A 25376-nucleotide genomic window follows, 5' to 3' on the forward strand; every position below is an offset into this window, starting at 1 on the left:
CGTTGTTGCGTTGTCCACACCGATGATGGTTTGATCGGGCACGGCATGCGCACGCCGCGCGCCAGCAGGTCTTCGTTGTTCAGGTTCTAGGCATAGGGGCAGAGCCAAGCATGAAGTGGGCGTACGGGCTCGGTGGCTGGTGTTGGCTGGGGTTGGCGGCAAGCGTGTGGCCGATGCCGTCGCCGGCGCAGGACGCCGATGCGTACGATGCCGCGGTGGTCCGCTGCGAGTCGCGCGACATGACCTGGGTGCATTGCCCGATGCCCACCGACCAGGGGGTGCAACTGGTGCGGCAACTCTCCGACAACGACTGCATCCGCGGCAGCGAGTGGGGGTCTGACGCCACCGGCGTGTGGGTCACCCTCGGTTGTCGCGCCGAATTCCGTCCCAATCCGGTGGAAGCGCCGCGCAGCGCGATGCGCCGCGTGTTGCGCTGCGAGTCCGACGGGCGCTTGGAAAGCTGCCCGGTGATGCTGCGCGGGGCGCCGGTGCGGCTGATGCGGCAGTTGTCGTCGGTGCCGTGCCGCGAGGAGCGCAGCTGGGGCGTGCGCCGCAACGAGATCTGGGTCGCGCGCGGCTGCCGCGGCGAGTTCGAGATCGGCGCCGCCGACGGCTCCGGCTTCCCCGCCGGCCCGCGGCCGGTGCTGTGCGAATCCAAGGGCAAGGCGCGGCGCCGCTGCGGCGTCAGCGTGCAGGATCGTGTCGAACTGCGCCGGCAATTGTCCGGCGCGCCCTGCGTGCAGGACGACAGCTGGGGCTGGGACCGCGACGGTATCTGGGTGGACAAGGGCTGCCGCGCCGAGTTCAGCGTCAACTGATCGCTGGCGCGGCGTCGCGACACCGCGCGGCGTCCTCAATCCGCAATCGCCGGCGTTTACAATGGCGCGATGAACGCCGCCCTCGATATCGATTACGCCCGCTACGACCATATCCGCCCGATCCTGTGGACCGGCGACGCGCTGGAACTGCTGGACCAGCGCAAGCTGCCCTTCGCGGTCGAACACGTGCGCTGCACCGACAGCGACCAGGTCGCCGCGGCGATCCACGCCCTGGCCGTGCGCGGCGCGCCGGCGATCGGCATCGCTGCAGGCTGGGGCACGGTGCTGGCCGCGCGCCAGGTGCAGGCCGAGAACGGCGCCGAGGCGTTGCTGAAGCTGGAGCCGGCCCTGCAACGGCTCAATGCCGCGCGCCCGACCGCGGTCAACCTGGCCTGGGCGCTGGCGCGCATGCGCGGCGCGCTGGGCGCGGCAGGCAGCGACTGGCCGTCCGTGCTGGAGCGCGAGGCGCAGGCGATCGCCGAAGAGGATCTGGCCGCCAACCGGCACATGGGCGCGCTCGGTGCCGGCCTGATCGTGCCGGGCAGCGGCGTGCTGACCCATTGCAACACCGGCTCGCTGGCCACCGCCGGCTTCGGTACCGCGCTGGGCGTGATCCGCGCCGGCGTCGCCAAGCAGCGCATCGCCAAGGTGTTCGCCGGCGAGACCCGGCCGTGGCTGCAGGGCGCGCGGCTGACCGTGTGGGAACTGCAGCAGGACGGCATCGACGCCACCCTGATCGCCGATTCGGCCGCCTCGCACCTGATGAAGACCGGTGCGGTGCAGTGGGTGATCGTCGGCGCCGACCGCATCTGCGCCAACGGCGACACCGCCAACAAGATCGGCACCTACCAGCTGGCGATCGCCGCGCGCCACCATGGCGTCAAATTCATGGTGGTGGCGCCGTCGTCCACGGTGGACATGGACACCGTCGACGGCGCGCAGATCGAGATCGAGCAACGCGATCCGGGCGAGCTGTTCGGCGTCGGCGGCACGCGCACCGTGGCCGACGGCATCGCCGCCTGGAACCCGGTGTTCGACGTGACCCCTGCGGACCTGATCGATGCCATCGTCACCGAGCGCGGGGTCATCGAGCGCCCGGACCCGGCGCGCATGCGCGCCGCCTTCGGCGGCTGAGTTCCAGGGGAGCGCTGCCGCGCCCGGCAGAGGCGGCCGATGGCGCGCAAGTGCTTGTTCGCGCCGGCAAAAACCGGGCAATCGGGCGCCCGTCATGATAGAATCCGGCGGTTCGATCGACCGCCGTGCGCCCTAGGCGTGCGGCCGCGGCGGGCCCGCCTGTCGCGGGCCGGCGTGGTGGTCGATCCGCCACCAGACTTACGGAACCCGAATGGCAGAATCCGCCAAGGAAATCATCCAGGTCAACCTGGAAGACGAGATGCGCAAGAGCTACCTCGATTACGCCATGAGCGTGATCGTGGGGCGTGCCCTCCCGGATGCGCGCGACGGCCTCAAGCCGGTGCATCGCCGCGTGTTGTTCGCGATGAACGAGTTGGGCGCGCACAGCAACAAGCCCTACTACAAGTCGGCGCGTATCGTCGGCGACGTCATCGGTAAGTACCATCCGCACGGCGACCAGTCGGTGTACGACACCCTGGTGCGCATGGCGCAGCCGTTCTCGCTGCGTTACCTGATGGTGGACGGGCAGGGTAACTTCGGTTCGGTCGACGGCGATTCCGCGGCGGCGATGCGTTACACCGAGGCGCGCATGTCGCGGCTCGCGCACGAGATGATGGCCGACATCGACAAGGAAACCGTCGATTTCCAGCCCAACTACGACGAAAAGGAACAGGAACCGTCGGTGATGCCGACGCGCTTCCCGAGCCTGCTGGTCAACGGCTCGGCCGGCATCGCGGTGGGCATGGCCACCAACATCCCGCCGCACAACCTGACCGAGTCGATCAACGCCTGCCTGGCGCTGATCGACAATCCGCAGATCGACGTCGACGGGTTGATGGAGCACATCCCCGGCCCGGATTTCCCGACTGCCGGCATCATCAACGGCACCACCGGCATCGTCGCCGGCTATCGCACCGGCCGCGGCCGCGTGCGCATGCGCGCCAAGGCCGAGATCGAGATCCAGGACAACGGCCGCGAAGCGATCGTGGTCACCGAGATCCCGTACCAGGTCAACAAGGCGCGGCTGATCGAGAAGATCGCCGAGCTGGTCAAGGAAAAGAAGCTCGAAGGCATCAGCGAGCTGCGCGACGAGTCCGACAAGGACGGCATGCGCATCTACATCGAGGTCAAGCGCGGCGAAGCCGCCGACGTGGTGCTGAACAACCTGTACCAGCAGACCCAGATGGAGTCGGTGTTCGGCATCAACATGGTGGCGCTGGTCGACGGCCGCCCGCAGCTGATGAACCTCAAGCAGATGCTGGAGGCGTTCGTCCGCCACCGCCGCGAAGTGGTCACCCGCCGCACCATCTTCGAACTGCGCAAGGCGCGCGCCCGCGCGCATATCCTCGAAGGCCTGACCGTCGCGCTCGCCAACATCGACGAGATGATCGAGCTGATCAAGACCTCGGCGAACCCGAACGAAGCGCGCGAGCGCATGCTGGCCAAGACCTGGCAACCGGGCCTGGTCGGCGCGCTGCTCAACGCGGCCGGCGCCGAGGCCTCGCGCCCGGAAGACCTGCCCAGCGGCGTCGGCCTGGTCGGCGGCGGCTACCAGCTGACCGAGGTGCAGGCCACGCAGATCCTGGAAATGCGCCTGCACCGCCTGACCGGCCTGGAGCAGGAGCGTCTGACCGAGGAATACAAGCAGCTGCTGGAGGCGATCGCCGGACTGATCCGCATCCTGGAAAACCCGGACGTGCTGCTGCAGGTGATCCGCGAAGAGCTGGTCAACATCCGCGAGGAATACGGCGATGCGCGCCGCACCGAAATCCGCCACAGCGAAGAGGATCTGGACATCCTCGACCTGATCGCGCCGGAAGACGTGGTGGTGACCCTGTCGCATGCCGGCTACGCCAAGCGCCAGCCGGTCAGTGCCTACCGCGCGCAGCGTCGCGGCGGCCGTGGCCGCAGCGCGGCGGCGACCAAGGAAGAGGATTTCATCGACCAGCTGTGGCTGGTCAACACCCACGACACCCTGCTGACCTTCACCAGCAGCGGCAAGGTGTTCTGGCTGCCCGTGCACCAGTTGCCCGAGGCAGGGCCGAACGCGCGCGGCCGCCCGATCGTCAACTGGATTCCGCTGGAGAACGGCGAGCGCGTGCAGGCGGTGCTGCCGGTGCGTGAGTACGCCGAGGGCCGCTACGTGTTCTTCGCCACCCGCAACGGCATGGTCAAGAAGACCCCGCTGAGCGAGTTCGCGTTCCAGCGCAAGATCGGCAAGATCGCGATCAACCTCGACGAGGGCGACGCCCTGGTCGGCGTGGCGCTCACCGACGGCGAGCGCGACGTGCTGCTGTTCGCCTCCAACGGCAAGACCGTGCGCTTCTCCGAGCGGCCCAAGGACGACGAGGCCGATGATGCGGCCATCGACGAGGCCGGTGCCGACGACGGCGCCGTGGCCGACGACGAGGCCGCGGGCGAGGAGGGCGACGACGCCCGCGGCGCGCGGCGCAAGAGCCGCGGCGGGGTCAAGCCGACCGGGCGCAGCAGCCGCGGCGTACGCGGTATCCGCCTGGCCAAGAGCGAGTACGTGGTCAGCCTGATCGTGGCCGAGCCGGCCGTGGGCCAGGACGAGGATGCCGAGGACGTCGACGCCGCGGCGGACACCGAGGCCGATGCCGAGGCGCGCAACGGCGACGAGGCCGATGCCTACATCCTCACCGCGACCGAGAACGGCTACGGCAAGCGCACCCCGCTGGGCGAGTATCCGCGCAAGGGCCGCGGCACCCAGGGCGTCATCGGCATCCAGACCAGCGAGCGCAACGGCAAGCTGGTCGGTGCGGTGCTGCTGAGCACCCGCGACGAAGTGCTGCTGATCTCCGACGGCGGCACCCTGGTGCGGACCCGCGCCTCGGAAATCTCCCGCGTCGGCCGCAACACCCAGGGCGTGACCCTGATCCGCCTGTCCAAGGGCGAGAAGCTGCAGGCGGTGGAACGCCTGGACGGCTCGCTGGTCGAGGAGGACGTGCTGCCGGGCGAGGAGGGCGCCGCCGAAGGCACTGGCGAGGCTGCACCGCCCCAGGCGTGATCCGCTGCTGAGCGAACGACGACGCCGGCCTCGTGCCGGCGTCGTCGTTTTCGGGGCTGGCCACCGCGGCGAGGCGGATGATCTGCTGCGAGCGTATGCACGCGGCGCCAAGGCAGCCATTTGTACGGCCGCTGCGCCACACCGACTGCACATATCGTCGGGTCGTCGTCGCTCTCGACGACCCAGGCCGCGTGATGCCCAGGTCGATGCTGGATCACGAGGACGACAAGGTTGCGTGTCAGCGTGTGTCAGCAGGAAACGCGCGGCATTCACCGGCTGCCTGGGATAAGGATGCGCGGCGCGCATGCGCCGCTGCCACGGCGGATGTTCCGCGTGGCCGTGTCCTGCAAGGAGTGGCAATGAACGAATTCGAACGAACGCAGCGTCGCGGCGGCTGGCCGCTGCGCCTGCTCGGCGGCGCCTGCGCGCTGATCGGCGTGGTGCTGGCGATCGGTGGCGCCTGGCTGCTGGCGATAGGCGGCTCCTGGTACTACCTGGTCGCCGGCCTCGGCCTGACGATCTCCGGCGTGCAACTGTGGCGCGCGCGGCGCAATGGTGCGCTGTGGTTTGCGGCGACCTTCCTGCTGTCGCTGCTGTGGGCGGCATGGGAGTCGGGCACCGATTACTGGCGCTGGGTGCCGCGCATGGGCCTGATGGTGTTCCTGGCGCTGCTGCTGGCGTTGCTGCTGCCGCGGCTGGACCGGCCGTTCTCGCGCAGGTTGTCGCGCTCGCTCGCCGCGGTGCTGGCGCTGGTGTTCGTCGGTGCGTTCGCGCTGGCGTTCCTGCCGTACGGCGTGACCGAGGCCGACGGCACGCTGGCGCATGCGGCCGGCATGGCCGCGGCGCTGGCGACCCCGCGCACCGGCGCGCAGCCGGCCGACGCGCCCGCCGATGCCGACTGGGCCTCCTACGGCCGCGACAACGCCGGCAGCCGCTACACGCCGCTGCGGCAGATCGCCCCGGACAACGTGGCGCAGTTGCGTACCGCCTGGACCTTCCGCACCGGCGACCTGCCGGACAAGCGCTGGGGCGCGGAAACCACGCCGCTGAAGATCGGCGACAGCGTGTACCTGTGCAGCGCACGCAATCAGCTGATCGCGCTGGATGCGCGCAGCGGCCGCGAACGCTGGCGCTACGACCCCAAGGTGGCGGACAAAGCGATCCCGTATACCGCCGCCTGCCGCGGCGTCAGCTACTACGCGGTGCCCGACGCCCAAGCCACGGCATCCACGGCCTGCCGCCAGCGCATCATCGAAGGCACCCTGGACGGACGCCTGATCGCGGTCGATGCGGCCGACGGCAAGCCCTGCGAGGACTTCGGCCAGCACGGCCAGGTCGACATCACCGTCGGCATGGGTTCCACGCCGCCCGGCTATGTGTCGATCAATTCGCCGCCGACCATCGTGCGCGGGGTCGTCGTCACCGGCCACCAAGTGCTGGACGGACAGAAGCGCTACGAGCCGTCCGGCGTGATCCAGGGCTTCGATGCGGTGACCGGCGCGCTGCGCTGGGCCTGGGACATGACCCATCCGGACTGGACCGGCGCGCCGCCGCCGGGGCAGACCTGGACCCGTGGTACGCCCAACATGTGGACCAGCGCCGCCGGCGACGAACAGCTCGGCTACGTGTACCTGCCGATGGGCAATTCCTCGGCCGACTACTGGAGCAGTTCGCGCACCCCGCAGGAAGACCGCTATGCGACCTCGCTGGTCGCGCTGGACGTCACCACCGGCAAGCCGGTGTGGAATTTCCAGACCACCCATATCGACGTGTGGGACTACGACCTGGGTTCGCAACCGACGTTGCTGGATTTCCCGCACGACGGCACCACCGTGCCGGCGGTGCTGCTGCCGAGCAAGCAGGGCGAGCTGTACGTGCTCGACCGGCGCACCGGCAAGCCGCTGGTCGGGGTCGAGGAACGCGCGGTGCCGGGCGGCGGTGTGGAGCCGCAGCGCCGCGCCAAGACCCAGCCGTTCTCGCTGTACCACTCGCTGCGCAAGCGCGACCTGACCGAGCGCGACATGTGGGGCATGACCCCGATCGACCAACTGGTGTGCCGCATCCAGTTCCGCAGCGCCAGCTACAAGGGCATCTACACGCCGCCGGAAGCCGACCGCCATTCGATCGAGTACCCCGGCTACAACGGCGGCTCGGACTGGGGCAGCGTGGCGGTGGATCCGCGGCGGGGTGTGATCGTCGCCAACTACAACGACATGCCCAACTACAACCTGCTGGTGCCGCGGGCCAAGGCCGACAAGATGGGCTGGGCGCCGCGCGACCAGGTGCGCGGCGACAGCGGCGGCGCCGAGGGCGCCGGCGATCCGCAGGCCGGCACGCCGTACGCGATCAACGTCAACGCCGGCTGGCGCCTGCCGTTCACCGGGCTGCTGTGCAAGCAGCCGCCCTACGGCGGCATCCGTGCGATCGACCTGGCCAGCGGCAAGACCCTGTGGGACCGTCCGTTCGGCAGCGCGCGCGGCAATGGCCCGTTCGGCATCCACTCCGGCTTGCCGATCGAGATCGGCACGCCCAACAACGGCGGCGCCGTGGTCAGCGCCAGCGGCCTGATCTTCATCGCCGCGGCCACCGACGACCTGATCCGCGCGATCGACCTGGCCACCGGCAAGACCCTGTGGCAGGCCAAGCTGCCGGCCGGCGGCCAGGCCACGCCGATGGTGTACGCGGTCGACGGGCGCGAGTACCTGGTCATCGTCGCCGCCGGCCATCACTTCATGGAGACCAAGCGCGGCGACTACGTGATCGCCTATGCGCTACCGCCGGCAGGCTGATGCGGGCCGTCGCTGCGAGGTCGCGATGCGGCGTCGCGGCGACGGGACGGGGTGGATGCGGGAAGGGTGTGATTGGCCTTGTGCCGCGAACACGCCGATCCCGTCGCGGTGCGTGCGTTTACGCATGTGTGATTTGTCGACGGAGCGGCTTCAGCCGCGACAGGCGTTCACCGGAAGGCCTGTCGCGGCTGAAGCCGCCCCTACGAGAAAACATCGCGATACGCTCAACTTGTGCCGGCGTCTACTCCAACTGGTCGCGGGCAAACGCCGCGTCCAGCGCTTCCATCGCATCGCGCGGCTTGAGCTTGGCGGCCTTCTCGAACGCCGCGGCGGCGGCGTCCTCGCGCTTGTCCCCATGCAGCAACAGCAGCACGTTGGCGTGTTCGACGTGGGCGATCGGCGCGTCCGGCACCAGCTTCAGCGCCTGCTGGATATGCTGTTCGGCGGTGGCGGCCTTGGCCCCGTAGGTCAGGCCGCCGATCATCGCGCCGACCTTGCCGATGATCTCGGCGTGGTACAGGGCCAGCGCCATGTGCGCCTCGGCATGCTTGGGCTCCAGCTCCAGGGCCGCTTCCAGCGAGGCGCGCACCTTGCTGGCGATGCCCTGCTTGAGCGCCTTGACGATGCTCAATCCCTGGCTGTAGCGGCCAAGCGCGAAGGCGTGGCGGTAGTGGCTGTTGGCCTCGTCCGGCAGCGCGGCGATCGCCGCCTCGGCCAGCGTCGCGGCCTGCTGCAGCCGCTGCAACTGCTCTTTTTCGTCCTCGACCAGATAGCCGGCGTGGATGCCGATCGCCTTGACCGCGACGGAGGCGCCGAACACGCCCAGCGCCTTGCCGGCCTCGTAGGCCTGCTGGAACTGCCCATGGTGGAACGCCCGCCAGGCCTCGATCAGCGCGGCCGACAGGGTCTGCGCGTCGTGGCCCTTGCCGGCCTTGCCGGCTGCGTCGAGCAGCGCCTGCGCGCGTGCCGGGTCCGGATAGGGCTCGCGGTCGCCAGCGTGCAGCTTGGGCCACGCTTTCTTCAGCGCCTCGCCGGCGTAGGCGTAGGCCTTGGCGTCGTACGGAAACGGCGCCCACGCGCCCGATTTTGCTGCCATGTGGATCTCCCTGTGCGGCGCCGGGCCACGGCGTCCGCGCCGAGCATGGCGCCGCTGCCGGCACGTGGCAAGGGTGGGGCGCCGATAGTGTGTTTGCTCAAGCCGCCGGCGCCAGCATGGTGCGCATCGGGGCCACTGCCGGCCCCCTCTGGAGATCCTGCGATGGCGACCAAGAAGCGTTCCCCCTCCGCGCTGCGGCCGGACCGGCTGAACCCGCGGCACCTGTGGCTGGCCGGGCTGGGCGTGGTCGCGCTGACCCGCAAGCGCGCGCTGGCCGCCGCCGCCGATGCCGCGCAGGGCGCTGCCACGCTCAAGGCGCTGGCCACGCAACTGGCCGACGAGGCCGAGAGCAGCGTGCGCGAGGGCGCGGCGGCGCTGCGTGGTCAGGTGCAGCCGTTGAGCGCCGAGGTCGAGGCGCGCCTGCAGCCGGTGCTGGTCAAGCTGGGGTTGCAGGCGCGTCCGCAGTCGCGCAAGCGCGCCGCGACGGGCAAGCGCGGCGCCAAGCCGGCGGCTGCCAAGCGCAGCCCGGCCAAGCGCGTGACTGGCCGTCGTCGCGCTGGCGCCTGACCCGGCGCCTCCGTACGCATGGCGGCCGGCCACGCTCGGGCATACTCGCCGGCCACGACCTGACGAGAGACGGCACCATGCAGATCCGGCCCGCCACGCTTGACGATGCCGAGGCGATGCTCGCGGTGCAGGACGCGATCTTCGCGGCCGGCCTGCGCAAGGCGCCGACCGATCTGGCGACGGTGCGCGCGACCTACCTGCAGCATCCCGATCGTCTCCAGTGCGTGCTGGCCGAGGACGCCGATGGGCGTGTCCTCGGCTTCCAGTCGCTGCGCATCGCGCGTCCCGGCAATGCCTACGACGTGGCCGAGGGCTGGGGCATCATCGGCACCCACGTCGACCCGCGCGCGGCGCGCCGTGGGGTCGGCAGCGCGCTGTTCCGGGCCACCTGTGCGGCCGCGCGCAGCGCCGGGCTGGCGCAGATCGACGCCAGCATCGCCGCCGACAATGCGCTGGGGCAGGCGTACTACGAGGCCATCGGCTTTCGCACCTACCGCACTCCGCCGGGCCTGGTCTGCAAGGTCTACCGGCTCGACGGGCCAGCCGCGCAGGCTGCCGCCGACTGAGCGGCACCGCCCCGCCTGCGCTTGCGCGCAGGGCAGGGCGCTTCAATCCAGATAGGCGTCCATCAACGCGGTCAGGTGCGCGCGTTCGGCGTCGCGCAGGAACGGCGCGATCAGTTGCATCACCTGCACGATGCCGTGGCGGATCGCCACTCGCTCGTCCTTTTCGCCGCGCGCGGCCGCATAGTTGAGCCAGAACGTGGCCACCACCAGCACGTTGGTGGCCACGCCGCCGCGTTCCTGGGCGCTGGCGCGCATCGCGCCGGTCTGCGCCAGTCCCTCGAACACCGCCTGCACGCTGGCGTCGGCACGGCGCAGGATGCGCGCGAAGCGCAGGCGCAGGCGCCGGCTGCGGCTGAGGATCTCGACCAGGTCGCGGTACAGGAAGCGGTAGTCCCAGATGCACTCGAACACCAGGTGCAACTGCAGCCAGATATCCTCCAGCCCCGGCAGGCGCGCGCTCGGCAGCGCCAGCGCCGTGTCCATGCGCTCCTCGTAGCGCGCGAACAGGTGCTCGATGATGTCGTCCTTGTTGCGGAAGTGGTAGTACAGGTTGCCGGGGCTGATCTCCAGCTCGTCGGCGATGTGGTTGGTGGTGACGTGCGGCTCGCCCTGCGCGTTGAACATCGCCAGGGCGGTCTCGAGGATGCGCCGCCGGGTGTCGCGGGCCATCAGGCCAGCAGCTTCTTCACCAGGTCCACGTATTTCTTCTGCGCTTCCGCCTGCGGCACGCCCTTGAGCTTGGCCCAGGCCTCGTACTTGGCGGTGCCTACGAAGTCGAAGAAGCCCGGCTTGGCGCCGCTGACGTCGCCCTCCGAGCCTTGCTTGTACAGCGCGTACAGCCGCAACAGGGTGTCGTTGTCGGGGCGCTCGGCCCGCTGCTTGATGTCCTGGACCGCTTTCTCGAAGGCCGCCTTGCTGTCTGCCATGATCCCGCTCCGCCCTGACCGGCAGGCATCACAGCACGGGCGGGAGGCCGGGTCAACGCGGGCCGCGGCCGGTGGCCGGCGAGGACGCCGCGGTTACAGTATCGACAGGGCGTCGGCCTGGCGGCTGTCGGCGACGCGTTCGTGCGCATGCGCGGCCTCTTCGTGGGCGGCCTGCGCCTGTCGCGCCAGCGAGGCCTTGGCCGCGATGGAACGGATTGCATCGGTGACTTCGGCCAGCGGCACCTGCGTGCTGAGCCGCTGGAAGGTGTCGCGGCTGTTGTAGCCGGAACCGTCGCGCAGGTACTGCTCGTACATGGTCAGCAGTTCGGTGCAGGCGGCGGTGAGGGTTTCCATGTTGTTGCGCGCCAGCGCATGGCCGACCTGGTCCAGGTTGTGCAGGCAGTCGGAGAGCCAGTGCAGGTCGTAGCGCGCGCTGGCCGGCTCCGGGCCGTTGTGGCCGCGGCTGTAGGCGCTGTAGCGGCGAATGCTGCGCGCCACGCGGGCGACGTGGGCGAGCAGGGTGCCGACTTCGTCGGCGATGTCGATCTGCGCCAGGGCTATGGTCGATGGCGGCGCGGCCGGGGGAACCGCCGGTGCCGGCCCCGGCTTCGGGGGGGCGGGCGAAGGCGCCGCGGCCGGTGCGGCGTTGGCGGACGCCGCCGCTGCGGGCGCTGCCTCGTATTCGTAGGTCGCGCGCAGGCGCTCGTGGTCCTGGCGCAGCGTTTCCAGTTCCTGCGCGCTGGCGGCGGCCTGCGCCTTCAGTTGGCTCAGCGCCGCCTGATACCGCGCGATCGTCTCCTTCGCAGTCGCGTCGCGCCGATAGGCATGCCCCAGACGCTGGAACAAGCCATGCGCGAACGCTGTGGCAACGGCAGCCCACAGCGCCACGGCAGGAGTGAGGTAGATCAGGATGCCCATGCAGGCTCCTTGAAACGATGCATCCCTTGTCGGCGCAGCTCGGCCGAACTTGAGGCTGCATCGTGCGAGGGGTGACGCAGTTCCGCTTTGCCGCGTCGTGCGCCCGCCCGCCGCGCGCAGGCGGCGGACGGGCGCCGGCCTCAGCGCAGGATGCCGGGCAGGTCCAGGTGCTTGTCGCGGGCGCAGTCGAGGGCGATGGCATACCCCGCATCGGCATGACGCATGACGCCGGTCGCGGGGTCGTTCCACAGCACCCGGGCGATGCGCTTGGCCGCCGCCTCGGTGCCGTCGCAGACGATGACCATGCCGGCGTGTTGCGAGAAGCCCATGCCGACGCCGCCGCCGTGATGCAGCGAGACCCAGGTGGCACCGCTGGCGGTGTTGAGCAGGGCATTGAGCAGCGGCCAGTCGGAGACGGCGTCGGAGCCGTCGGCCATGGCCTCGGTCTCGCGGTTCGGCGAGGCGACGCTGCCGCTGTCCAGGTGGTCGCGGCCGATCACCACCGGCGCCTTCAGTTCGCCCTTGGCCACCATTTCGTTGAACGCCAGCCCCAGGCGGTCGCGGTCGCCCAGGCCGACCCAGCAGATGCGCGCGGGCAGGCCCTGGAACCGGATCTTCTCGGCGGCCATGTCCAGCCAGCGGTGCAGGTGCGGGTTGTCGGGAATCAGTTCCTTGACCTTGGCATCGGTCCTGGCGATGTCCTCCGGGTCGCCGCTCAGCGCCGCCCAGCGAAACGGGCCGACGCCGCGGCAGAACAGCGGGCGGATGTAGGCGGGGACGAAGCCCGGGAAGTCGAAGGCATTGGCCACGCCTTCCTCCAGCGCCATCTGCCGCAGGTTGTTGCCGTAGTCCACGGTCGGCACGCCCAGGGCGTGGAAACCGAGCATGGCGCGGATGTGGTTGGCCATCGAGGCGCGCGCGGCCTGTTCCACCTCCTTCGGCGCGGAGACGCGCTTGGCGTCCCACTGCTCGACCGTCCAGCCCTGCGGCAGGTAGCCGTTGACCGGGTCGTGCGCGGAGGTCTGGTCGGTCAGCAGGTCCGGCTTGATCCCGCGCGCCAGTAGCTCGGACAGCACGTCGGCGACGTTGCCGAGCAGGCCGACCGAGCGCGGCGTCTTCGCCGCGCAGGCCTCGGCGATCAGGCGCAGCGCCTCGTCCAGCGAGTCGGTCCAGGTATCCAGGTAGCCGGTGCGCAGGCGCATGTCGATGCTGCTCTTGCGGCACTCCACCGCCAGGCACGAGGCGCCGGCCATCACCGCGGCCAGCGGCTGCGCGCCGCCCATGCCGCCGAGGCCGCCGGTGAACAGCCACTTGCCGGACAGGTCTCCGCCGTAGTGCTGCCGGCCCATTTCGACGAAGGTCTCGTAGGTGCCCTGGACGATGCCCTGCGCGCCGATGTAGATCCAGCTGCCGGCGGTCATCTGGCCGTACATGGCCAGGCCTTTCTTATCGAGTTCGTTGAAGTGGTCCCAGTTGGCCCAGCGCGGCACCAGGTTGGAATTGGCGATCAGCACCCGCGGCGCGTCGGCATGGGTGCGGAACACGCCGACCGGCTTGCCCGACTGCACCAGCAGGGTCTGGTCGTCGTCCAGGCGCTTGAGCGTCTCGACGATGGCGTCGAAGCTCTCCCAATCGCGCGCGGCGCGGCCGATGCCGCCGTACACCACCAGTTCCTGCGGCCGCTCGGCCACGTCCGGGTGCAGGTTGTTCATCAGCATGCGCAGCGGCGCTTCGGTCAGCCAGCTCTTGCAGGTGAGGGTGCTGCCGGTGGGCGCTTGGATGGTGCGGGTGGCGTCGAGGCGGGTCATGCGGGAATCCTCAGGTGGATGCGCGGAAGGCGGAACGCGCTGCGCGCGCGTCAGTTGGCGGCGCGGGCGGATGCGGCGGGGCTGCGGGCGAAGTCGAGGCAGGCCTGCAGCACCTGCTGCAGCACCGCGCGCAATGGCGCGGCGTATTCGGGTTGCCACGGCGAGGGCCAGTTGCTGGGGTCGACCGTGTCCGGCTCGTGCATGTAGCCGCGGCAGGCCAGTTCCATCTGGATCGCGTGCACGCCGTCGGCCGGCGCGCCGTGGTGGCGGGTGCTCCAGCCGCCCTTGAAGCGGCCGTTGCGCACGTGGCTGAAGCCGCTGCCGGCGCAGACGCGCTCCACCGCATCGGTCAGTGCCGCAGCGCAACTGCTGTCCACCGCGCCGGAGGCGCCGGCGCTGCCGATGTTGAACTGCGGCAGCTCGCCGTCGAACAGGTGCGGAATGCGCGAGCGGATCGAATGCGCGTCGTACACCACGATGGCCGGGTGCAGGGCGCGCAGGCGCGCGATCTCCGCGTCCAGTGCGGCGTGGTAGGGCGCGAACCACTGCGCGCGGCGCGCGTCGATCTCGGCCGCATCCGGCTCGGCCCCGGGTCGGTACAGCGGCTGCGCGTCGAATGTGGTCAGTGGGCACAGCCCTGTGGTGTTCTGCCCGGGATACAGCGACACCCCGGCCGGGTCGCGGTTGACGTCGATCACCGAGCGCGAGATCGTGGTGCGCACGGTGGTCGCGCCCAGCGCGTTGGCGACGTCGTACAGCAGGTGCACCCACCAGTCGGCATCGCGCTGCGCCAGCCATGGCGAGACGAAACGGTCGGCCAGCGCTTCCGGCAGGTCGGTGCCGGTGTGCGGGAAGCTGAGGATCAGCGGCGCATCGCCGCGGTGCACAGTGAGCCACTCGGGCAGGGATGTCATACGGCCTCGCGTTGTGCTGTTCTGTGGAAGCGGCTTCAGCCGCGAACGGGGCATTACCCGGTAAAGCCCGGTTGCGGCTGATCCCAAAAAGGGGCAGAGCTGCTCCTACGGCGGGGTCTTCAGATCAGACGCTAACCTCGGGCAGCCGCATCCCCACCGCCGCGGCCAGCGCGCCGTCGCGCACCAGCGCGGTGGCGGCCAGCATGTCCGGATGGAAATAGCGATCGTCCTGCAGCGCCGGGACGCGGACGCGCAGCAGCGCGCGCGCCGCTTCCAGGGCGGCGCTGGAGCGCAGCGGCGCGTGGAAGTCGCAGCCCTGCGCGGCCGCCAGCAGTTCGATGCCGACCACGTTGGCCGCGTTCTCGGCCATCGCCAGCAGGCGGCGCGCGCCGTGCGCGGCCATCGACACGTGGTCTTCCTGGTTGGCCGAGGTCGGGATCGAATCGACGCTGGCCGGGTAGGCGCGCTGTTTGTTCTCCGACACCAGCGCCGCGGCGGTGACCTGCGGGATCATGAAGCCGGAGTTGAGGCCGGGCTTGGGGGTCAGGAACGCCGGCAATCCGGACAGCGCCGGATCCACCAGCATGGCGACGCGGCGCTCGCTGATCGAGCCGATCTCGCATACCGCCAGCGCCAGCATGTCGGCGGCGAAGGCCACTGGCTCGGCGTGGAAGTTGCCGCCGGACAGTGCCTCGCCGGTGTCGCTGAACACCAGCGGGTTGTCCGACACGCCGTTGGCTTCGGTGGCCAGGGTGGTGGCGGCCTGGCGCATCACGTCCAGCGCCGCGCCCATCACCTGCGGCTGGCAGCGCAGGCAGTACGGGTCCTGCACGCGCACGTCGTTGTCGCGGTGCGAATCGCGGATCGCCGAGGCGTGCATCAAATCGCGCAGCGCCGCGGCGGTGGCGATCTGCCCGGGCTGGCCGCGCAGCGCGTGGATGCGCGGATCGAACGGGGTGTCCGAGCCTTTCGCGGCCTCGGTGGACAGTGCGCCGGCGACCAGCGCGGCATGGAACACGCGCTCGATCTCGAACAGACCGGCCAGCGCGTAGGCGGTGGAGAACTGGGTGCCGTTGAGCAGGGCCAGGCCCTCCTTGGCGCCCAGCGTCAGCGGCTGCAGCCCGGCCTGCGCCAGCGCCTGCGCCGCCGGCAGGCGTGCGTCGCCGACGAAGGCCTCGCCGACGCCGAGCATCGCCGTGGCCAGGTGCGCCAGCGGCGCCAGATCGCCGGAGGCACCGACCGAGCCCTGGCACGGCACCACCGGGATCACCTCGTGGCGCAGCAGCGCTTCCAGCAGCGCCAGCGTCTGCGGCTGCACGCCGGAGGCGCCCTGGGCCAGGCTGGCCAGCTTCAACGCCATCATCAGTCGCACCACCGGCACCGGCATCGGCGCGCCGACCCCGGCCGCGTGCGACAGCACGATGTTGCGCTGCAGGGCCTCCAGGTCCTCGCGCTCGATGCGCACGCTGGCCAGCTTGCCGAAGCCGGTGTTGATGCCGTACACCGGCGCGCCGGTGGCGACGATCGCCTCCACGGTGCGCGCGCTGCGCAGCACCGCGTCGGAGCAGGCCGGGTCCAGGCGCACGCTGGCGCCGCGGTACACGGCGCGCCACTGCGCCAGGCTCACCGCGCCGGGGCGCAGCAGGATCTCATCGTCGCTCATTGTCCTCTCCAGATACGCGCATGCAGCGGGTTGAAGCCCATGCGATAGACCAATTCGGCCGGTTCGGCGATGTCCCAGATCGCCAGGTCGCAGGCCAGCCCGGCGCGCAGCCGGCCGACCTGGTCCTGGCGCCCGAGCGCGTGCGCCGCCTCGCGGGTGAAGCCGGCGATGCATTCGGCCACGGTCAGCCGGAACAGCGTCGCCGCCAGGTTCATCGCCAGCAGCGGGCTGGTCAGCGGCGAGGTGCCGGGGTTGCAGTCGGTGGCCAGCGCACGCGGCACGCCGGCGGCGCGCATTGCGGCGATCGGCGGCAGCTGGGTGTCGCGGGTGAAATAGAACGCGCCCGGCAGCAGCACCGCGACGGTGCCGGCCGCGGCCATGGCGGCGACGCCGGCGTCGTCCAGGTATTCGACATGGTCGGCCGAGCGCGCGCCGTAACGCGCGGCCAGCGCCGCGCCGCCCTGGTGGGACAGCTGTTCGGCGTGGATCTTCAGCGCCAGGCCATGGCGTTGCGCGGCCTGGAACACCTGCTCGGTCTGCGCCGGGGTGAACGCGAGGTGCTCGCAGAACACGTCCACCGCCTCGGCCAGGCCCTGCGCGGCGACCGCCGGGATCATGCGCTCGCAGACCTCGTCGATATAGGCCTGGGCCTCGGCGCCGGGCGGCACCGCGTGCGCGCCGAGGAAGGTCGGCGACACGTCCACCGGGCGCAGCTCGCCCAGGCGCCGCGCCACGCGCAGCAGGCGCAGTTCGTCGTCCAGGGTCAGGCCGTAGCCGGACTTGATCTCCACCGTGGTCACGCCCTCGGCCAGCAGCGCGTCCAGCCGCGGCAGGCTGGCGGCGAGCAGGGCGTCCTCGTCGGCGGCGCGGGTGGCGCGCACCGTGGAGACGATGCCGCCGCCGGCGCGGGCGATGTCGGCGTAGCTGGCGCCGAGCAGGCGCTGCTCGAACTCGCCGGCGCGGTTGCCGGCATAGACCAGGTGGGTGTGGCAATCGATCAGGCCGGGGCCGATCCAGCGTCCGCCGCAGTCGATGCTGCGTTGCGCCGACAGCGGACCAGGCAACTGCGCGGCGGCGCCGGCATAGACGATGCGGCCGTCGCGGCAGGCCACCACGCCGTCGTGGACCAGCCCCAGGCCGCCGTCCTCGGCGTCGAGCGTCATCAGGTGCGCGTTGTGCCAGAGCGTGTCGCAGGGCATGGTCACGGGCAGGCTCGTCGGTTATTTTGTATATACAATATTGTGGTCGATGGAGGGTGTCCAGTGCAGACCCAGGCGCAGCAGCAGGCCAACGGCAACGCGGGATCGGGCGAATTCTGGTGCGCGCACGCGCTGCTGCCACAGGGCTGGGCGCGCGACGTGCGTATCGGCGTGCGCGGCGGCCGCATCGCCACGGTGGAGCGCGACGTGGCCGCAGCCCTTGGCGATCAGCGCCTGGACATCGTGGTGCCCGGGTTGGGCAATCTGCACAGCCACGCCTTCCAGCGCGGCATGGCCGGCCTGACCGAGATCGGCGGGCGCAGCGGCGACAGCTTCTGGAGCTGGCGCGAACTGATGTACCGCTTCCTGCAGCGGCTGAGCCCCGACGATCTGCAGGCCATCGCCGAGCAGGCCTACGTGGAGATGCTCGAGGCCGGCTTCACCCGGGTCGGCGAGTTCCATTACGTGCATCACGCCGCCGACGGCCGGCCCTACGCCGACCGCGCCGAGATGGCGCAGCGCCTGGCTGCCGCGGCGCAGATCAGCGGTATCGGCATGACCTTGCTGCCGGTGTTCTATGCGCATGCCGATTTCGGCGGCGCCGCGCCGAACCCGGCGCAACAGCGCCTGCTGCACGACGTCGACGGCTTCGCCGCGCTGCTGGACGGCAGCCGCCGCGCCCTGCAGGGACTGGACGACGCGGTGCTGGGCCTGGCCCCGCACAGCCTGCGCGCGGTCACCCCGGACGAACTGGCGGCGCTGCTGCCGTTGTGCGACGGCCCGGTGCACATCCATATCGCCGAGCAGACCCGCGAAGTCGACGCCTGCCTGGCCTGGAGCGGGCAGCGCCCGGTGCAATGGCTGCTGGCGCACGCGCCGGTGGATGCGCGCTGGTGCCTGGTGCACGCCACCCATGTCGACGCCGCGGAAGTGCAGGGCATCGCCGCCAGTGGCGCGGTGGTCGGGCTGTGCCCGATCACCGAGGCCAACCTCGGCGACGGCCTGTTCCCGATGCAGGACTTCCTGCGCGCCGGCGGCCGCTTCGGCGTGGGCTCCGACTCCAATGTGCTGATCGATGCGGCCGAGGAACTGCGCCTGCTCGAGTACGGCCAGCGCCTGAGCCTGCGCGGGCGCAATGTGCTCACCGGCGACACCGCGCTGTCCAGCGGCCGCCTGCTGTTCCAGTCCGCCGCACAGGGCGCGGCGCAGGCGCTCGGCGTCGCCCAGGGCCTGTGCGAGGGCGCCCCGGCCGATCTGGTCGAACTGGACGCTACGCATCCGGCCTTGCAGGCGCGCGACGGCGACGCCTGGCTCGACAGTTGGCTGTTCGCCGCGCGCGGCGGTGCGGTGCGTTCGGTCTGGCGCCACGGGCGTGCGCTGGTCCGCGAGGGCCGCCACCTGCAGCGCGAGGGCGTGGCCGCCCGCTACGCGCGTGCGCTGACCCGGTTGCTGGACGCATGAGCCGCGACCCGCGCGCGCTGTGCGCTGCCTGCAGCGGTACGAACTGCCGATGACGCAGGCCGCGCCGACGCTGCCGCTCAGCCAGCGCATCCGCCGCGACATCGAGGCGCACATCCGCAGCGGCGCGTGGCCGCCCGGCCATCGCATTCCGTTCGAACACGAACTGATGGCGCAGTACGGCTGCTCGCGGATGACCGTCAACAAGGTGCTGGCGCTGCTCGCCGACGCCGGCATGATCGAGCGCCGACGCCGCGCCGGTTCGTTCGTGGCGCGGCCGCATCCGCACATGGAGCAGGTGGCGCTGGAGATCCCGGATATCCCGGTCGAGGTCGCCGCGCGTGGCCATGCCTACCGTTTCGAACTGCTGGAGCGGCAGCAGCGCGCGCCGCGCGCGGCGTTGCCGCAGGAGGCCGAGGTCGCCGCGGGCGGCAGCCTGCTGGCGCTGCAATGCCTGCACTACGCCGACGGCCGTCCGTTCGCGCTGGAAGAGCGGGTGATCAATCCGGTGGCGGTGCCGGAGGCCTTGCAGATGGACTTCGCGGTGACCGTGCCCGGCAGCTGGCTGCTGCAGCACGTGCCCTGGACCCGCGCCGAACACCGCATCAGCGCGGTCGGCGCCAGCGCCGCGCAGGCGGCGCGCTTGCAGGTGCCGGCCGGCACCGCGTGTCTACTGATCGACCGACGCACCTGGCGCGGCGAGCAGGCGGTGACCTTCGTGCGCCAGGTGTTCCTCGGCGACACCTACGACCTGGTCGCGCGGTTCTCGCCCGGCGCGCGCTGAGCTTGGCGCGCGGCGACTGCAGGCAACTCACGTACGCCGGCGCGACGAAGGTGTCCGTGGAAGGCCGTCGCGGCTGACGCCGCTCTTCCAGGACGCGACACGACGCGCGACGAGCACGGATGATGAGGCACGCGCAGTCGCCTCTCCGGTGCGCGATGCTGCGATGCCGCACGTTCGCCATACGCCGGCGTGCGTTTGTCCTGCCCGCCGCACTCTGGCAAGTTAGCGCCGGGGCCGGGCGAGGGGCCGTGGCCGCGGAACGAGGGATGGTTCGGCATGACGTATTTCGTGACAGGCGCCACCGGTTTCATCGGCCGCTACCTGATGGCCAAGCTGATGCGGCGCAAGGGCGTCGTGCATGTCCTGCTGCGTAAGGAGTCGCAGCGCAAGTTCGATGCGCTGGTGCGTGAGCAGGGCTGGGATCCCAAGCGCCTGGTGGTGCTGCACGGCGACGTCGGCGCGGCGTACTGCGGGTTGACCACGGCGCAGCGCAAGACGCTGCAAGGCAAGGTCAAGCATTTCTTCCACCTGGCCGCGCTGTACGACCTCACCGCCAAGGCCGAGGACCAGCGCATCGCCAACCTCGACGGCACCCGCAATGCGCTGGAACTGGCCGCGCAGCTCGGCGCCGGCATCTTCCACCACACCAGTTCGATCGCGGTGGCCGGGCTGTACCCGGGCATCTTCCGCGAGGACATGTTCGAGGAAGCCGAGGGCCTGGACGATCCCTACCTGCGCACCAAGCACGATGCCGAGGCGCTGGTGCGCGCCGAGACCCGGATCAAGTGGCGCATCTACCGCCCGGCGATGGTGGTCGGCGATTCGCGCACCGGCGCTATCGACAAGATCGACGGCCCTTACTACTTCTTCCCGCTGATCAAGAAACTGCGCCAGCTGCTGCCGCCGTGGGCGCCGATGCTGGGCATCGAGGGCGGGCGGATCAACCTGGTGCCGGTGGACTTCGTCGCCGACGCGATGGATCACATCGCGCACAAGCCCAAGCTCGACGGCCACACCTTCCACCTCACCGACCCCGAGCCGCTGCGCGTGGGCGAGGTGCTCAACGTGTTCTGCCGCGCCGGCCACGCCCCGGAGATGACCCTGCGGGTGGACGCGCGCATGTTCGCGTTCGTGCCCTCCAGCATCCGCGCCGCGGTCGGCAGCCTGCCGCCGATCCGCCGCTTCACCGGCATGCTGTTGCGCGACTTCCGCATCCCGCGCGAAGTGCTGAAGTTCATCACCTATCCCACGCGCTTCGACAGCCGCGAGACCGAGCGCGCGCTCAAGGGCAGCGGCATCGCCGTGCCGCGGCTGGAAGACTACGCCTGGCGCCTGTGGGACCACTGGGAACGGCACCTGGACCCGGACCTGTTCGTCGACCGTTCGCTCAAGGGCAAGGTGCGCGGCAAGGTGGTGTTGATCACCGGCGGCTCCTCGGGCATCGGCCTGGCCACCGCGCAGCGCGTTGCCGAGGCCGGCGCCATCACCGTCATCGTGGCCCGCGGCGAGCAGGAATTGCATGCCGCACGCGATGCGATGAACGCCAAGGGCGGCAAGGTCTTCGCCTATACCGCCGACCTGTCGGATCTGGCCGACTGCGACCGCCTGCTCAAGACCGTGCTGGACGCGCATGGCCATGTCGACGTGCTGATCAACAATGCCGGCCGCTCGATCCGCCGCTCGATCGAACTCAGCTACGACCGCTTCCACGATTTCGAGCGGACCATGCAGCTGAACTATTTCGGCAGCCTGCGCCTGATCATGGGCGTGCTGCCGGGCATGACCGCGCGGCGCAAGGGCCACATCATCAACGTCAGCTCGATCGGCGTGCTGGCCAACTCGCCGCGCTTCTCCGCCTACGTCGCCTCCAAGGCGGCGCTGGACGCCTGGAGCCGCTGCGCGCAGGGCGAGCTGTCGGGCAAGGGCATCAGCTTCACCACGGTCAACATGCCGCTGGTGAAGACCCCGATGATCGCGCCCACCAAGATGTACGACAGCGTGCCGACGCTGAGCGTGGACGAGGCCGCCGACCTGATGGTCAAGGCGATCATCGAACGCCCCAGCCGCGTGGCCACGCGCCTGGGCATCTTCGCCGCCCTGGTCAACGCCGTGGCGCCGAAGGCCTACGAGGTGGTGATGAACACCGCCTTCGAACTGTTCCCCGACTCGGCCGCGGCCAAGGGCGACCGCAAGGCGCTACGCGAGACCAAGCCGAGCCAGGAGCAGATCGCGTTTGCGGCGTTGATGCGGGGCGTCCATTGGTAGGAGCTGGGAATCGGGAATTGAGAATCGGGAATTGCAAAAGCGCTGGCTGCACGCAGGGCCGCTACTGTGCTAGTCGGGCAGGAAAGTCGCTCGTGCATGCTCGTCGCATGCCGATAGCCCGCTCTACCGATTCCCCATTCCCGATTCCCCAATCCCCGCTCAAAACGTCCTGCATTGCCGCCAGCGCACCGGTTCCTCGTGGCCCGGGCGCGGGTTGAGCTGGATGCGGACGGTGCGCAGGGACGGGTAGCGCTCCACTTCGCGGCAGATGCGCGGCCACACCTGGGCGTCGTCGCCGCTGCGGTCGACCACCAGGGTCATTTGCGTCTGCCAGATGCCGCGGATCACGCCCGGGGTGCCGGCCAGGGCCTTGGAGAGGTCCTGGCGGTTGCGCTGTTCGGTGGCGGGATCGGGGTCGGCCAGGTCGCCGGCGTCGTCCAGCGCCGGTTGGGGCGCGACAGCGGTGGTGCTCGTTGGCGTGGTTGCGGCCGGCGTAGGCGCGGCTGCGGCAGCGGGCGTAGGCGATGATGCCGTTGCGGTCACGGCTGCCGGAGGCTCTGCGGGCTGCTGCAACGCCAGCGCACCGACGCCGGTCACCACGCCTAGGGCCAGCGAGGCCAGGCCGGCGATGGCGATGTGGCGCTGCGCGCGGCGGCGGCTGGCGCCGATCACGCCGTCTTCCAGTTCGCTGGGCAGGTAGGGCTTGAGCATCGGCCAGATGCGCGGGCCGTCGAGGATTTCCACCGCCTGCTTCTCGGCCGCGGCGATGCCGTCGCGCTGCACCTTGCCCTCGGTGATCAGGATGCCGCCCTGCGCGCCCATCAGCCGTGCCGCCGCGCCCAGTTCGTTGACCGCGGCCGAGCCGATCCGGTAGGCCCGGCCGTGCTTGCACGACAGCAGCCAGCGCGCCTCGCCGCGGGTCATCACGAAGTCGCTTTGCGGTTCCTGGCTCGTGTGCTCGTCGACGGTGGCGTCCTGCAGGTCGCGCTGTTCGCGCATCGCGCGCCGCACCATGTAGGAGAAATCGCGCCAGTGCAGGCCGGCCAGCGCGTGCAGCCCGGCCATGGCCTCATTCTCGCGGCGCCGTACCAGCCACAGGTAGAGGCTGGCCGCCAGCCATGCCGCGACTGCCAAGATCGCTGCCGCTATCCAGGAAAACATGCTCGCACCCGCACACGCGCCGTAAGGAAGTCAGTGTATCGCCAGCGTGTCACGGCGCCGGCAAGGCGACAGCGGTGGACGGCGGACAAAAAAGACCCGCCAGTCCGAAGCCGAGAGGGGAGGGGAGCAAACGGTCTTCTGATGGACTGGCGGGTCCGTTTCGATTGTCTGGAAAAACGTGTTGCTTTGCAACAATCCGGTTACTCGGCCGTGGTCGGTGTCTCGCTGCGCTTGCGGCTGGCGCGCTTGGGCGCGGCCGCGCGCTTGGCTGGCGCGACCTTGGCGACCACCGGGCCGGCAGGTCGGCGCGCCGGTGCTGCGCGCTTGGCGGCGCCGGCGGGCGACGCCGTGGTCTTCCTGGCGGCCTTCTTCGCCGCCGGCGCCTTGCTCGCCGCCTGCGTGGCACGGCCACCGCGCAGATGGCGCAGTTCGCCATTGAGCGCGTCCACGCGCTCGATCAGCGCACCCAGGTCCTCGCGGCTGGGGACTTCCAGGCGGCGCAGCGCGCGCTGCACGCGGTCCTCGAACACCTTCTCCAGGCGGTCCCAGGTGTCGGCGGCGCGCTCGCGGGCCTGGCCGACCCGGTTCTCCACCGCATCGCGCACCGCATCGACCCCGCCGCCGGCCAGCTTGCGGGTGCTCTGCTCCAGGCTCAGGCCTTCCTTCACCAGGGTCTCGAACAGCTTGCCGCCCTCGGCCTGCGCACGGCCGAACGCGCCGACCCCGGCCAGCCAGACCTGCTGCGCCGATTCGCCCAGGCGCTTGGACAGCTTTTCCGCCTGCGCCTGCAGGGTGTCGTCGGCAGCGGCGGTGCTGCGCTTCTTGCGGGCGGACTTCTTCAGAGTGGCCATGACGGTGCGGTTCCTTCGGCGGGTGAGTGGCGGGGTTCGAGACTCGGGACTGTGACTAGAGTAATCACACCAGCGTGCGCAGTGCGCGGGGAGCGATGGCGCCGTCGGCCGGGGCGGCAGCGCTACGCCTCCGGCGAACGGCGGGTGCGGCGCCTGGCGCGGCGGCCGGCGATGACCTGGTCGACGTCGTCCAGCGCACGCCGCAGCCGCGCGGTGGTCTCGGTCATGCGCCGCGGCTGCACGTCCACGCCATCGAGGAAGGTGCGCTTGCGGTCGTTGAGGATATCGTGGCGCAGCGCGATGCCGTGTGCGGCCAGCAGCGGTTCCAGCGTCTGCGCGTTGCGGCGCAGGTCGGACAGGGTGTTGCGGTAGGCGAGCTGGCACACGCGGTGGCGCGCGGCGTAGCTGAAGAGATTGGTGAAGAACAGCTCGCCGTTGTCGGCGTTGGGCTCGAAGACCAACTGATCCACCTGCGGGTACTGCCGCGCGTACTTCTCCAGCCCCACCTGCATGCGCGATTGCAGCAGGGTGCGGAAGGTCTGCGACAGCACCGCCGGCAGGCCGCCGGCGAGCAGCCGCGCGCGGTCGATGTGGCCATTGCGGCGCGGCGCGTGGGTGGCGTCGTAGGGCACCAGCGGGTTGATCCCGATCATCAGGTCGATGCCGCGCTCCAGCAGGGTGGAGGCATGCATGGTGCGGCGCAGCGCGCCGTCCACGTAATGGTGGCCGTCGATCTGCACCGGCGGATACAGCCCCGGCAGCGCCGCGCTGGCCTGGATCGCCAGCGAGATCGGCACGTGGTCCATGCCCGGCTCGCCGAAGCGCACCGCACGGCCGCTGTCCAGGTCCACCGCGACCACGAACAGATTGGCGTCGAGGTCGCGGAAATCGTTGCTGCGGCCGCGTCGGCTGAACACGTCCTGCAGGAAACGCTCGACCCCGGCGTTGTCGAACAGGCCGCTGGGCACCAGTCCGCCGAAGCGGGTGATCAGGTCCGACCAGCGGGTCTTGCGCGGTTCGGTGAGCAGGTCGTGCCACCAGCCGTAGGCCAGCCCCGGCAGGGTCGCGGCACGGCGCAGATACTCGTAGACGTTGGGCCGCAGGAAGTCTTCCGGGCGGAACCGCGCATCGTCGCTGTTGCCGGTGACGAAGATCCGGCAGATCTCGGCGCTGCTGATGCGGTTGGCCAGCCCGGCGGTCAGGAAGGCGCCGGAGCTGACGCCCACGTAGCAATCCAGGCGGGTCAGGTCCAGTCCGTCCAGCGCCTCGTCCAGGGCGCGCAGCGCGCCGAGGCCATACATGCCGCCGATCGGCCCGCCGCCGGCGATGGCCAGGCCGATGCGGCCGTTGGAATGGGGACGGGGCGAGGCGCTGTGGAGGGAAAGCATGCGCGGTCCGCAGGAGGCAGTGGCGCGAGTGTAGCCGAGCGCC

At 70.6% G+C, this 25376-nt stretch carries 20 protein-coding genes; 9 read left to right on the forward strand and 11 right to left on the reverse strand.

Annotation, left to right across the window (positions count from 1 at the left end; all coding sequences use genetic code 11):
• Positions 1 to 173 precede the first annotated feature (173 nt).
• The 4 genes from SLW56_RS07805 to SLW56_RS07820 all read left to right on the forward strand — a co-directional run bounded on the left by SLW56_RS07805 (position 174) and on the right by SLW56_RS07820 (position 7769).
• Positions 174 to 818, forward strand: a complete 645-nt coding sequence (locus SLW56_RS07805) for a DUF3011 domain-containing protein (RefSeq protein ID WP_267094186.1) — start codon at positions 174 to 176, stop codon at positions 816 to 818.
• 69 nt (positions 819 to 887) lie between these two features.
• The gene (mtnA, locus tag SLW56_RS07810; protein ID WP_295963045.1) at positions 888 to 1952 is read left to right on the forward strand and encodes an S-methyl-5-thioribose-1-phosphate isomerase; all 1065 of its coding nucleotides are present in this window, start codon (positions 888 to 890) and stop codon (positions 1950 to 1952) included.
• 211 nt (positions 1953 to 2163) lie between these two features.
• A complete protein-coding gene (gene gyrA / locus SLW56_RS07815) occupies positions 2164 to 4980 on the forward strand; it encodes a DNA gyrase subunit A (protein WP_320694610.1) in 2817 nt (938 codons plus the stop codon).
• A 359-nt stretch (positions 4981 to 5339) separates the two neighbouring features.
• Complete coding sequence (locus tag SLW56_RS07820; RefSeq protein ID WP_320694611.1) at positions 5340 to 7769, forward strand: membrane-bound PQQ-dependent dehydrogenase, glucose/quinate/shikimate family; 2430 nt, start codon at positions 5340 to 5342, stop codon at positions 7767 to 7769.
• Between the two features lie 241 nt (positions 7770 to 8010).
• Here the strand turns inward: SLW56_RS07820 and SLW56_RS07825 are convergent, their stop codons facing one another.
• Positions 8011 to 8865 (reverse strand): hypothetical protein, encoded by an 855-nt coding sequence (locus tag SLW56_RS07825; protein ID WP_320694612.1) that lies wholly within the window; start codon positions 8863 to 8865, stop codon positions 8011 to 8013.
• A gap of 162 nt (positions 8866 to 9027) precedes the next feature.
• Here SLW56_RS07825 and SLW56_RS07830 point away from each other — a divergent pair, with 162 nt between their 5' ends.
• The gene (locus SLW56_RS07830; RefSeq protein WP_043092140.1) at positions 9028 to 9432 is read left to right on the forward strand and encodes a hypothetical protein; all 405 of its coding nucleotides are present in this window, start codon (positions 9028 to 9030) and stop codon (positions 9430 to 9432) included.
• A gap of 77 nt (positions 9433 to 9509) precedes the next feature.
• Positions 9510 to 9998: a GNAT family N-acetyltransferase gene (locus SLW56_RS07835; protein WP_284467316.1), complete on the forward strand. Its 489-nt coding sequence runs from the start codon at positions 9510 to 9512 to the stop codon at positions 9996 to 9998.
• A 42-nt stretch (positions 9999 to 10040) separates the two neighbouring features.
• Here SLW56_RS07835 and SLW56_RS07840 read toward each other — a convergent pair whose 3' ends face one another.
• The 7 genes from SLW56_RS07840 to hutI form a co-directional block, all read right to left on the reverse strand.
• A complete protein-coding gene (locus SLW56_RS07840) occupies positions 10041 to 10667 on the reverse strand; it encodes a TetR/AcrR family transcriptional regulator (RefSeq protein WP_267085804.1) in 627 nt (208 codons plus the stop codon).
• A complete protein-coding gene (locus SLW56_RS07845) occupies positions 10667 to 10924 on the reverse strand; it encodes an acyl-CoA-binding protein (RefSeq protein ID WP_017909407.1) in 258 nt (85 codons plus the stop codon). The genes SLW56_RS07840 and SLW56_RS07845 overlap by 1 nt, the downstream gene beginning before the upstream one ends.
• Before the next feature lie 93 nt (positions 10925 to 11017).
• Positions 11018 to 11842, reverse strand: coding sequence for a hypothetical protein (locus tag SLW56_RS07850; protein ID WP_320694613.1), 825 nt, complete (start codon positions 11840 to 11842; stop codon positions 11018 to 11020).
• Positions 11843 to 11982: 140 nt separating this feature from the next.
• The gene (gene hutU, locus SLW56_RS07855) at positions 11983 to 13650 is read right to left on the reverse strand and encodes a urocanate hydratase (protein ID WP_320694614.1); all 1668 of its coding nucleotides are present in this window, start codon (positions 13648 to 13650) and stop codon (positions 11983 to 11985) included.
• 50 nt (positions 13651 to 13700) lie between these two features.
• Positions 13701 to 14564 (reverse strand): N-formylglutamate deformylase, encoded by an 864-nt coding sequence (gene hutG / locus SLW56_RS07860; protein ID WP_320694615.1) that lies wholly within the window; start codon positions 14562 to 14564, stop codon positions 13701 to 13703.
• 124 nt (positions 14565 to 14688) lie between these two features.
• Positions 14689 to 16227 carry a histidine ammonia-lyase gene (gene hutH, locus SLW56_RS07865; protein WP_295941072.1) on the reverse strand — a complete coding sequence of 513 codons (1539 nt, stop codon included), beginning with the start codon at positions 16225 to 16227 and terminating at the stop codon, positions 14689 to 14691.
• A complete protein-coding gene (gene hutI, locus SLW56_RS07870) occupies positions 16224 to 17426 on the reverse strand; it encodes an imidazolonepropionase (protein ID WP_320694720.1) in 1203 nt (400 codons plus the stop codon). The genes hutH and hutI overlap by 4 nt, the downstream gene beginning before the upstream one ends.
• Before the next feature lie 63 nt (positions 17427 to 17489).
• Here hutI and SLW56_RS07875 point away from each other — a divergent pair, with 63 nt between their 5' ends.
• The 3 genes from SLW56_RS07875 (at position 17490) to SLW56_RS07885 (ending at position 21933) form a co-directional block, all read left to right on the forward strand.
• Positions 17490 to 18887: a formimidoylglutamate deiminase gene (locus SLW56_RS07875; RefSeq protein WP_320694616.1), complete on the forward strand. Its 1398-nt coding sequence runs from the start codon at positions 17490 to 17492 to the stop codon at positions 18885 to 18887.
• A 49-nt stretch (positions 18888 to 18936) separates the two neighbouring features.
• Entirely contained in the window at positions 18937 to 19668 is a 732-nt protein-coding gene (hutC, locus tag SLW56_RS07880; protein WP_267098490.1) for a histidine utilization repressor, read from the forward strand.
• A gap of 276 nt (positions 19669 to 19944) precedes the next feature.
• On the forward strand, positions 19945 to 21933 hold the full coding sequence (locus SLW56_RS07885; RefSeq protein ID WP_320694617.1) for an SDR family oxidoreductase: 1989 nt from the start codon (positions 19945 to 19947) through the stop codon (positions 21931 to 21933).
• Positions 21934 to 22092: 159 nt separating this feature from the next.
• Here the strand turns inward: SLW56_RS07885 and SLW56_RS07890 are convergent, their stop codons facing one another.
• From SLW56_RS07890 to SLW56_RS07900, 3 genes are all read right to left on the reverse strand, one after another.
• Positions 22093 to 23094, reverse strand: coding sequence for a restriction endonuclease (locus SLW56_RS07890; protein ID WP_320694618.1), 1002 nt, complete (start codon positions 23092 to 23094; stop codon positions 22093 to 22095).
• 200 nt (positions 23095 to 23294) lie between these two features.
• Positions 23295 to 23945, reverse strand: a complete 651-nt coding sequence (locus SLW56_RS07895) for a phasin family protein (protein ID WP_320694619.1) — start codon at positions 23943 to 23945, stop codon at positions 23295 to 23297.
• Between the two features lie 122 nt (positions 23946 to 24067).
• Positions 24068 to 25333, reverse strand: coding sequence for a patatin-like phospholipase family protein (locus SLW56_RS07900; protein WP_017914341.1), 1266 nt, complete (start codon positions 25331 to 25333; stop codon positions 24068 to 24070).
• Positions 25334 to 25376: the final 43 nt, after the last annotated feature.

Source organism: Xanthomonas sp. LF07-6, assembly GCF_034105445.1.
GTDB lineage: Bacteria > Pseudomonadota > Gammaproteobacteria > Xanthomonadales > Xanthomonadaceae > Xanthomonas_A > Xanthomonas_A sontii.

Bases quoted from the DNA above. Each gene is read 5' to 3' on its own strand.
- SLW56_RS07805 (WP_267094186.1), top strand. From the start codon at position 174: ATGCCGTCGCCGGCGCAGGACGCCGATGCGTACGATGCCGCGGTGGTC.
- mtnA (WP_295963045.1), top strand. From the start codon at position 888: ATGAACGCCGCCCTCGATATCGATTACGCCCGCTACGACCATATCCGC.
- gyrA (WP_320694610.1), top strand. From the start codon at position 2,164: ATGGCAGAATCCGCCAAGGAAATCATCCAGGTCAACCTGGAAGACGAG.
- SLW56_RS07820 (WP_320694611.1), top strand. From the start codon at position 5,340: ATGAACGAATTCGAACGAACGCAGCGTCGCGGCGGCTGGCCGCTGCGC.
- SLW56_RS07825 (WP_320694612.1), bottom strand. From the start codon at position 8,865: ATGGCAGCAAAATCGGGCGCGTGGGCGCCGTTTCCGTACGACGCCAAG.
- SLW56_RS07830 (WP_043092140.1), top strand. From the start codon at position 9,028: ATGGCGACCAAGAAGCGTTCCCCCTCCGCGCTGCGGCCGGACCGGCTG.
- SLW56_RS07835 (WP_284467316.1), top strand. From the start codon at position 9,510: ATGCAGATCCGGCCCGCCACGCTTGACGATGCCGAGGCGATGCTCGCG.
- SLW56_RS07840 (WP_267085804.1), bottom strand. From the start codon at position 10,667: ATGGCCCGCGACACCCGGCGGCGCATCCTCGAGACCGCCCTGGCGATG.
- SLW56_RS07845 (WP_017909407.1), bottom strand. From the start codon at position 10,924: ATGGCAGACAGCAAGGCGGCCTTCGAGAAAGCGGTCCAGGACATCAAG.
- SLW56_RS07850 (WP_320694613.1), bottom strand. From the start codon at position 11,842: ATGGGCATCCTGATCTACCTCACTCCTGCCGTGGCGCTGTGGGCTGCC.
- hutU (WP_320694614.1), bottom strand. From the start codon at position 13,650: ATGACCCGCCTCGACGCCACCCGCACCATCCAAGCGCCCACCGGCAGC.
- hutG (WP_320694615.1), bottom strand. From the start codon at position 14,564: ATGACATCCCTGCCCGAGTGGCTCACTGTGCACCGCGGCGATGCGCCG.
- hutH (WP_295941072.1), bottom strand. From the start codon at position 16,227: ATGAGCGACGATGAGATCCTGCTGCGCCCCGGCGCGGTGAGCCTGGCG.
- hutI (WP_320694720.1), bottom strand. From the start codon at position 17,426: ATGCCCTGCGACACGCTCTGGCACAACGCGCACCTGATGACGCTCGAC.
- hutC (WP_267098490.1), top strand. From the start codon at position 18,937: ATGACGCAGGCCGCGCCGACGCTGCCGCTCAGCCAGCGCATCCGCCGC.
- SLW56_RS07885 (WP_320694617.1), top strand. From the start codon at position 19,945: ATGACGTATTTCGTGACAGGCGCCACCGGTTTCATCGGCCGCTACCTG.
- SLW56_RS07890 (WP_320694618.1), bottom strand. From the start codon at position 23,094: ATGTTTTCCTGGATAGCGGCAGCGATCTTGGCAGTCGCGGCATGGCTG.
- SLW56_RS07895 (WP_320694619.1), bottom strand. From the start codon at position 23,945: ATGGCCACTCTGAAGAAGTCCGCCCGCAAGAAGCGCAGCACCGCCGCT.
- SLW56_RS07900 (WP_017914341.1), bottom strand. From the start codon at position 25,333: ATGCTTTCCCTCCACAGCGCCTCGCCCCGTCCCCATTCCAACGGCCGC.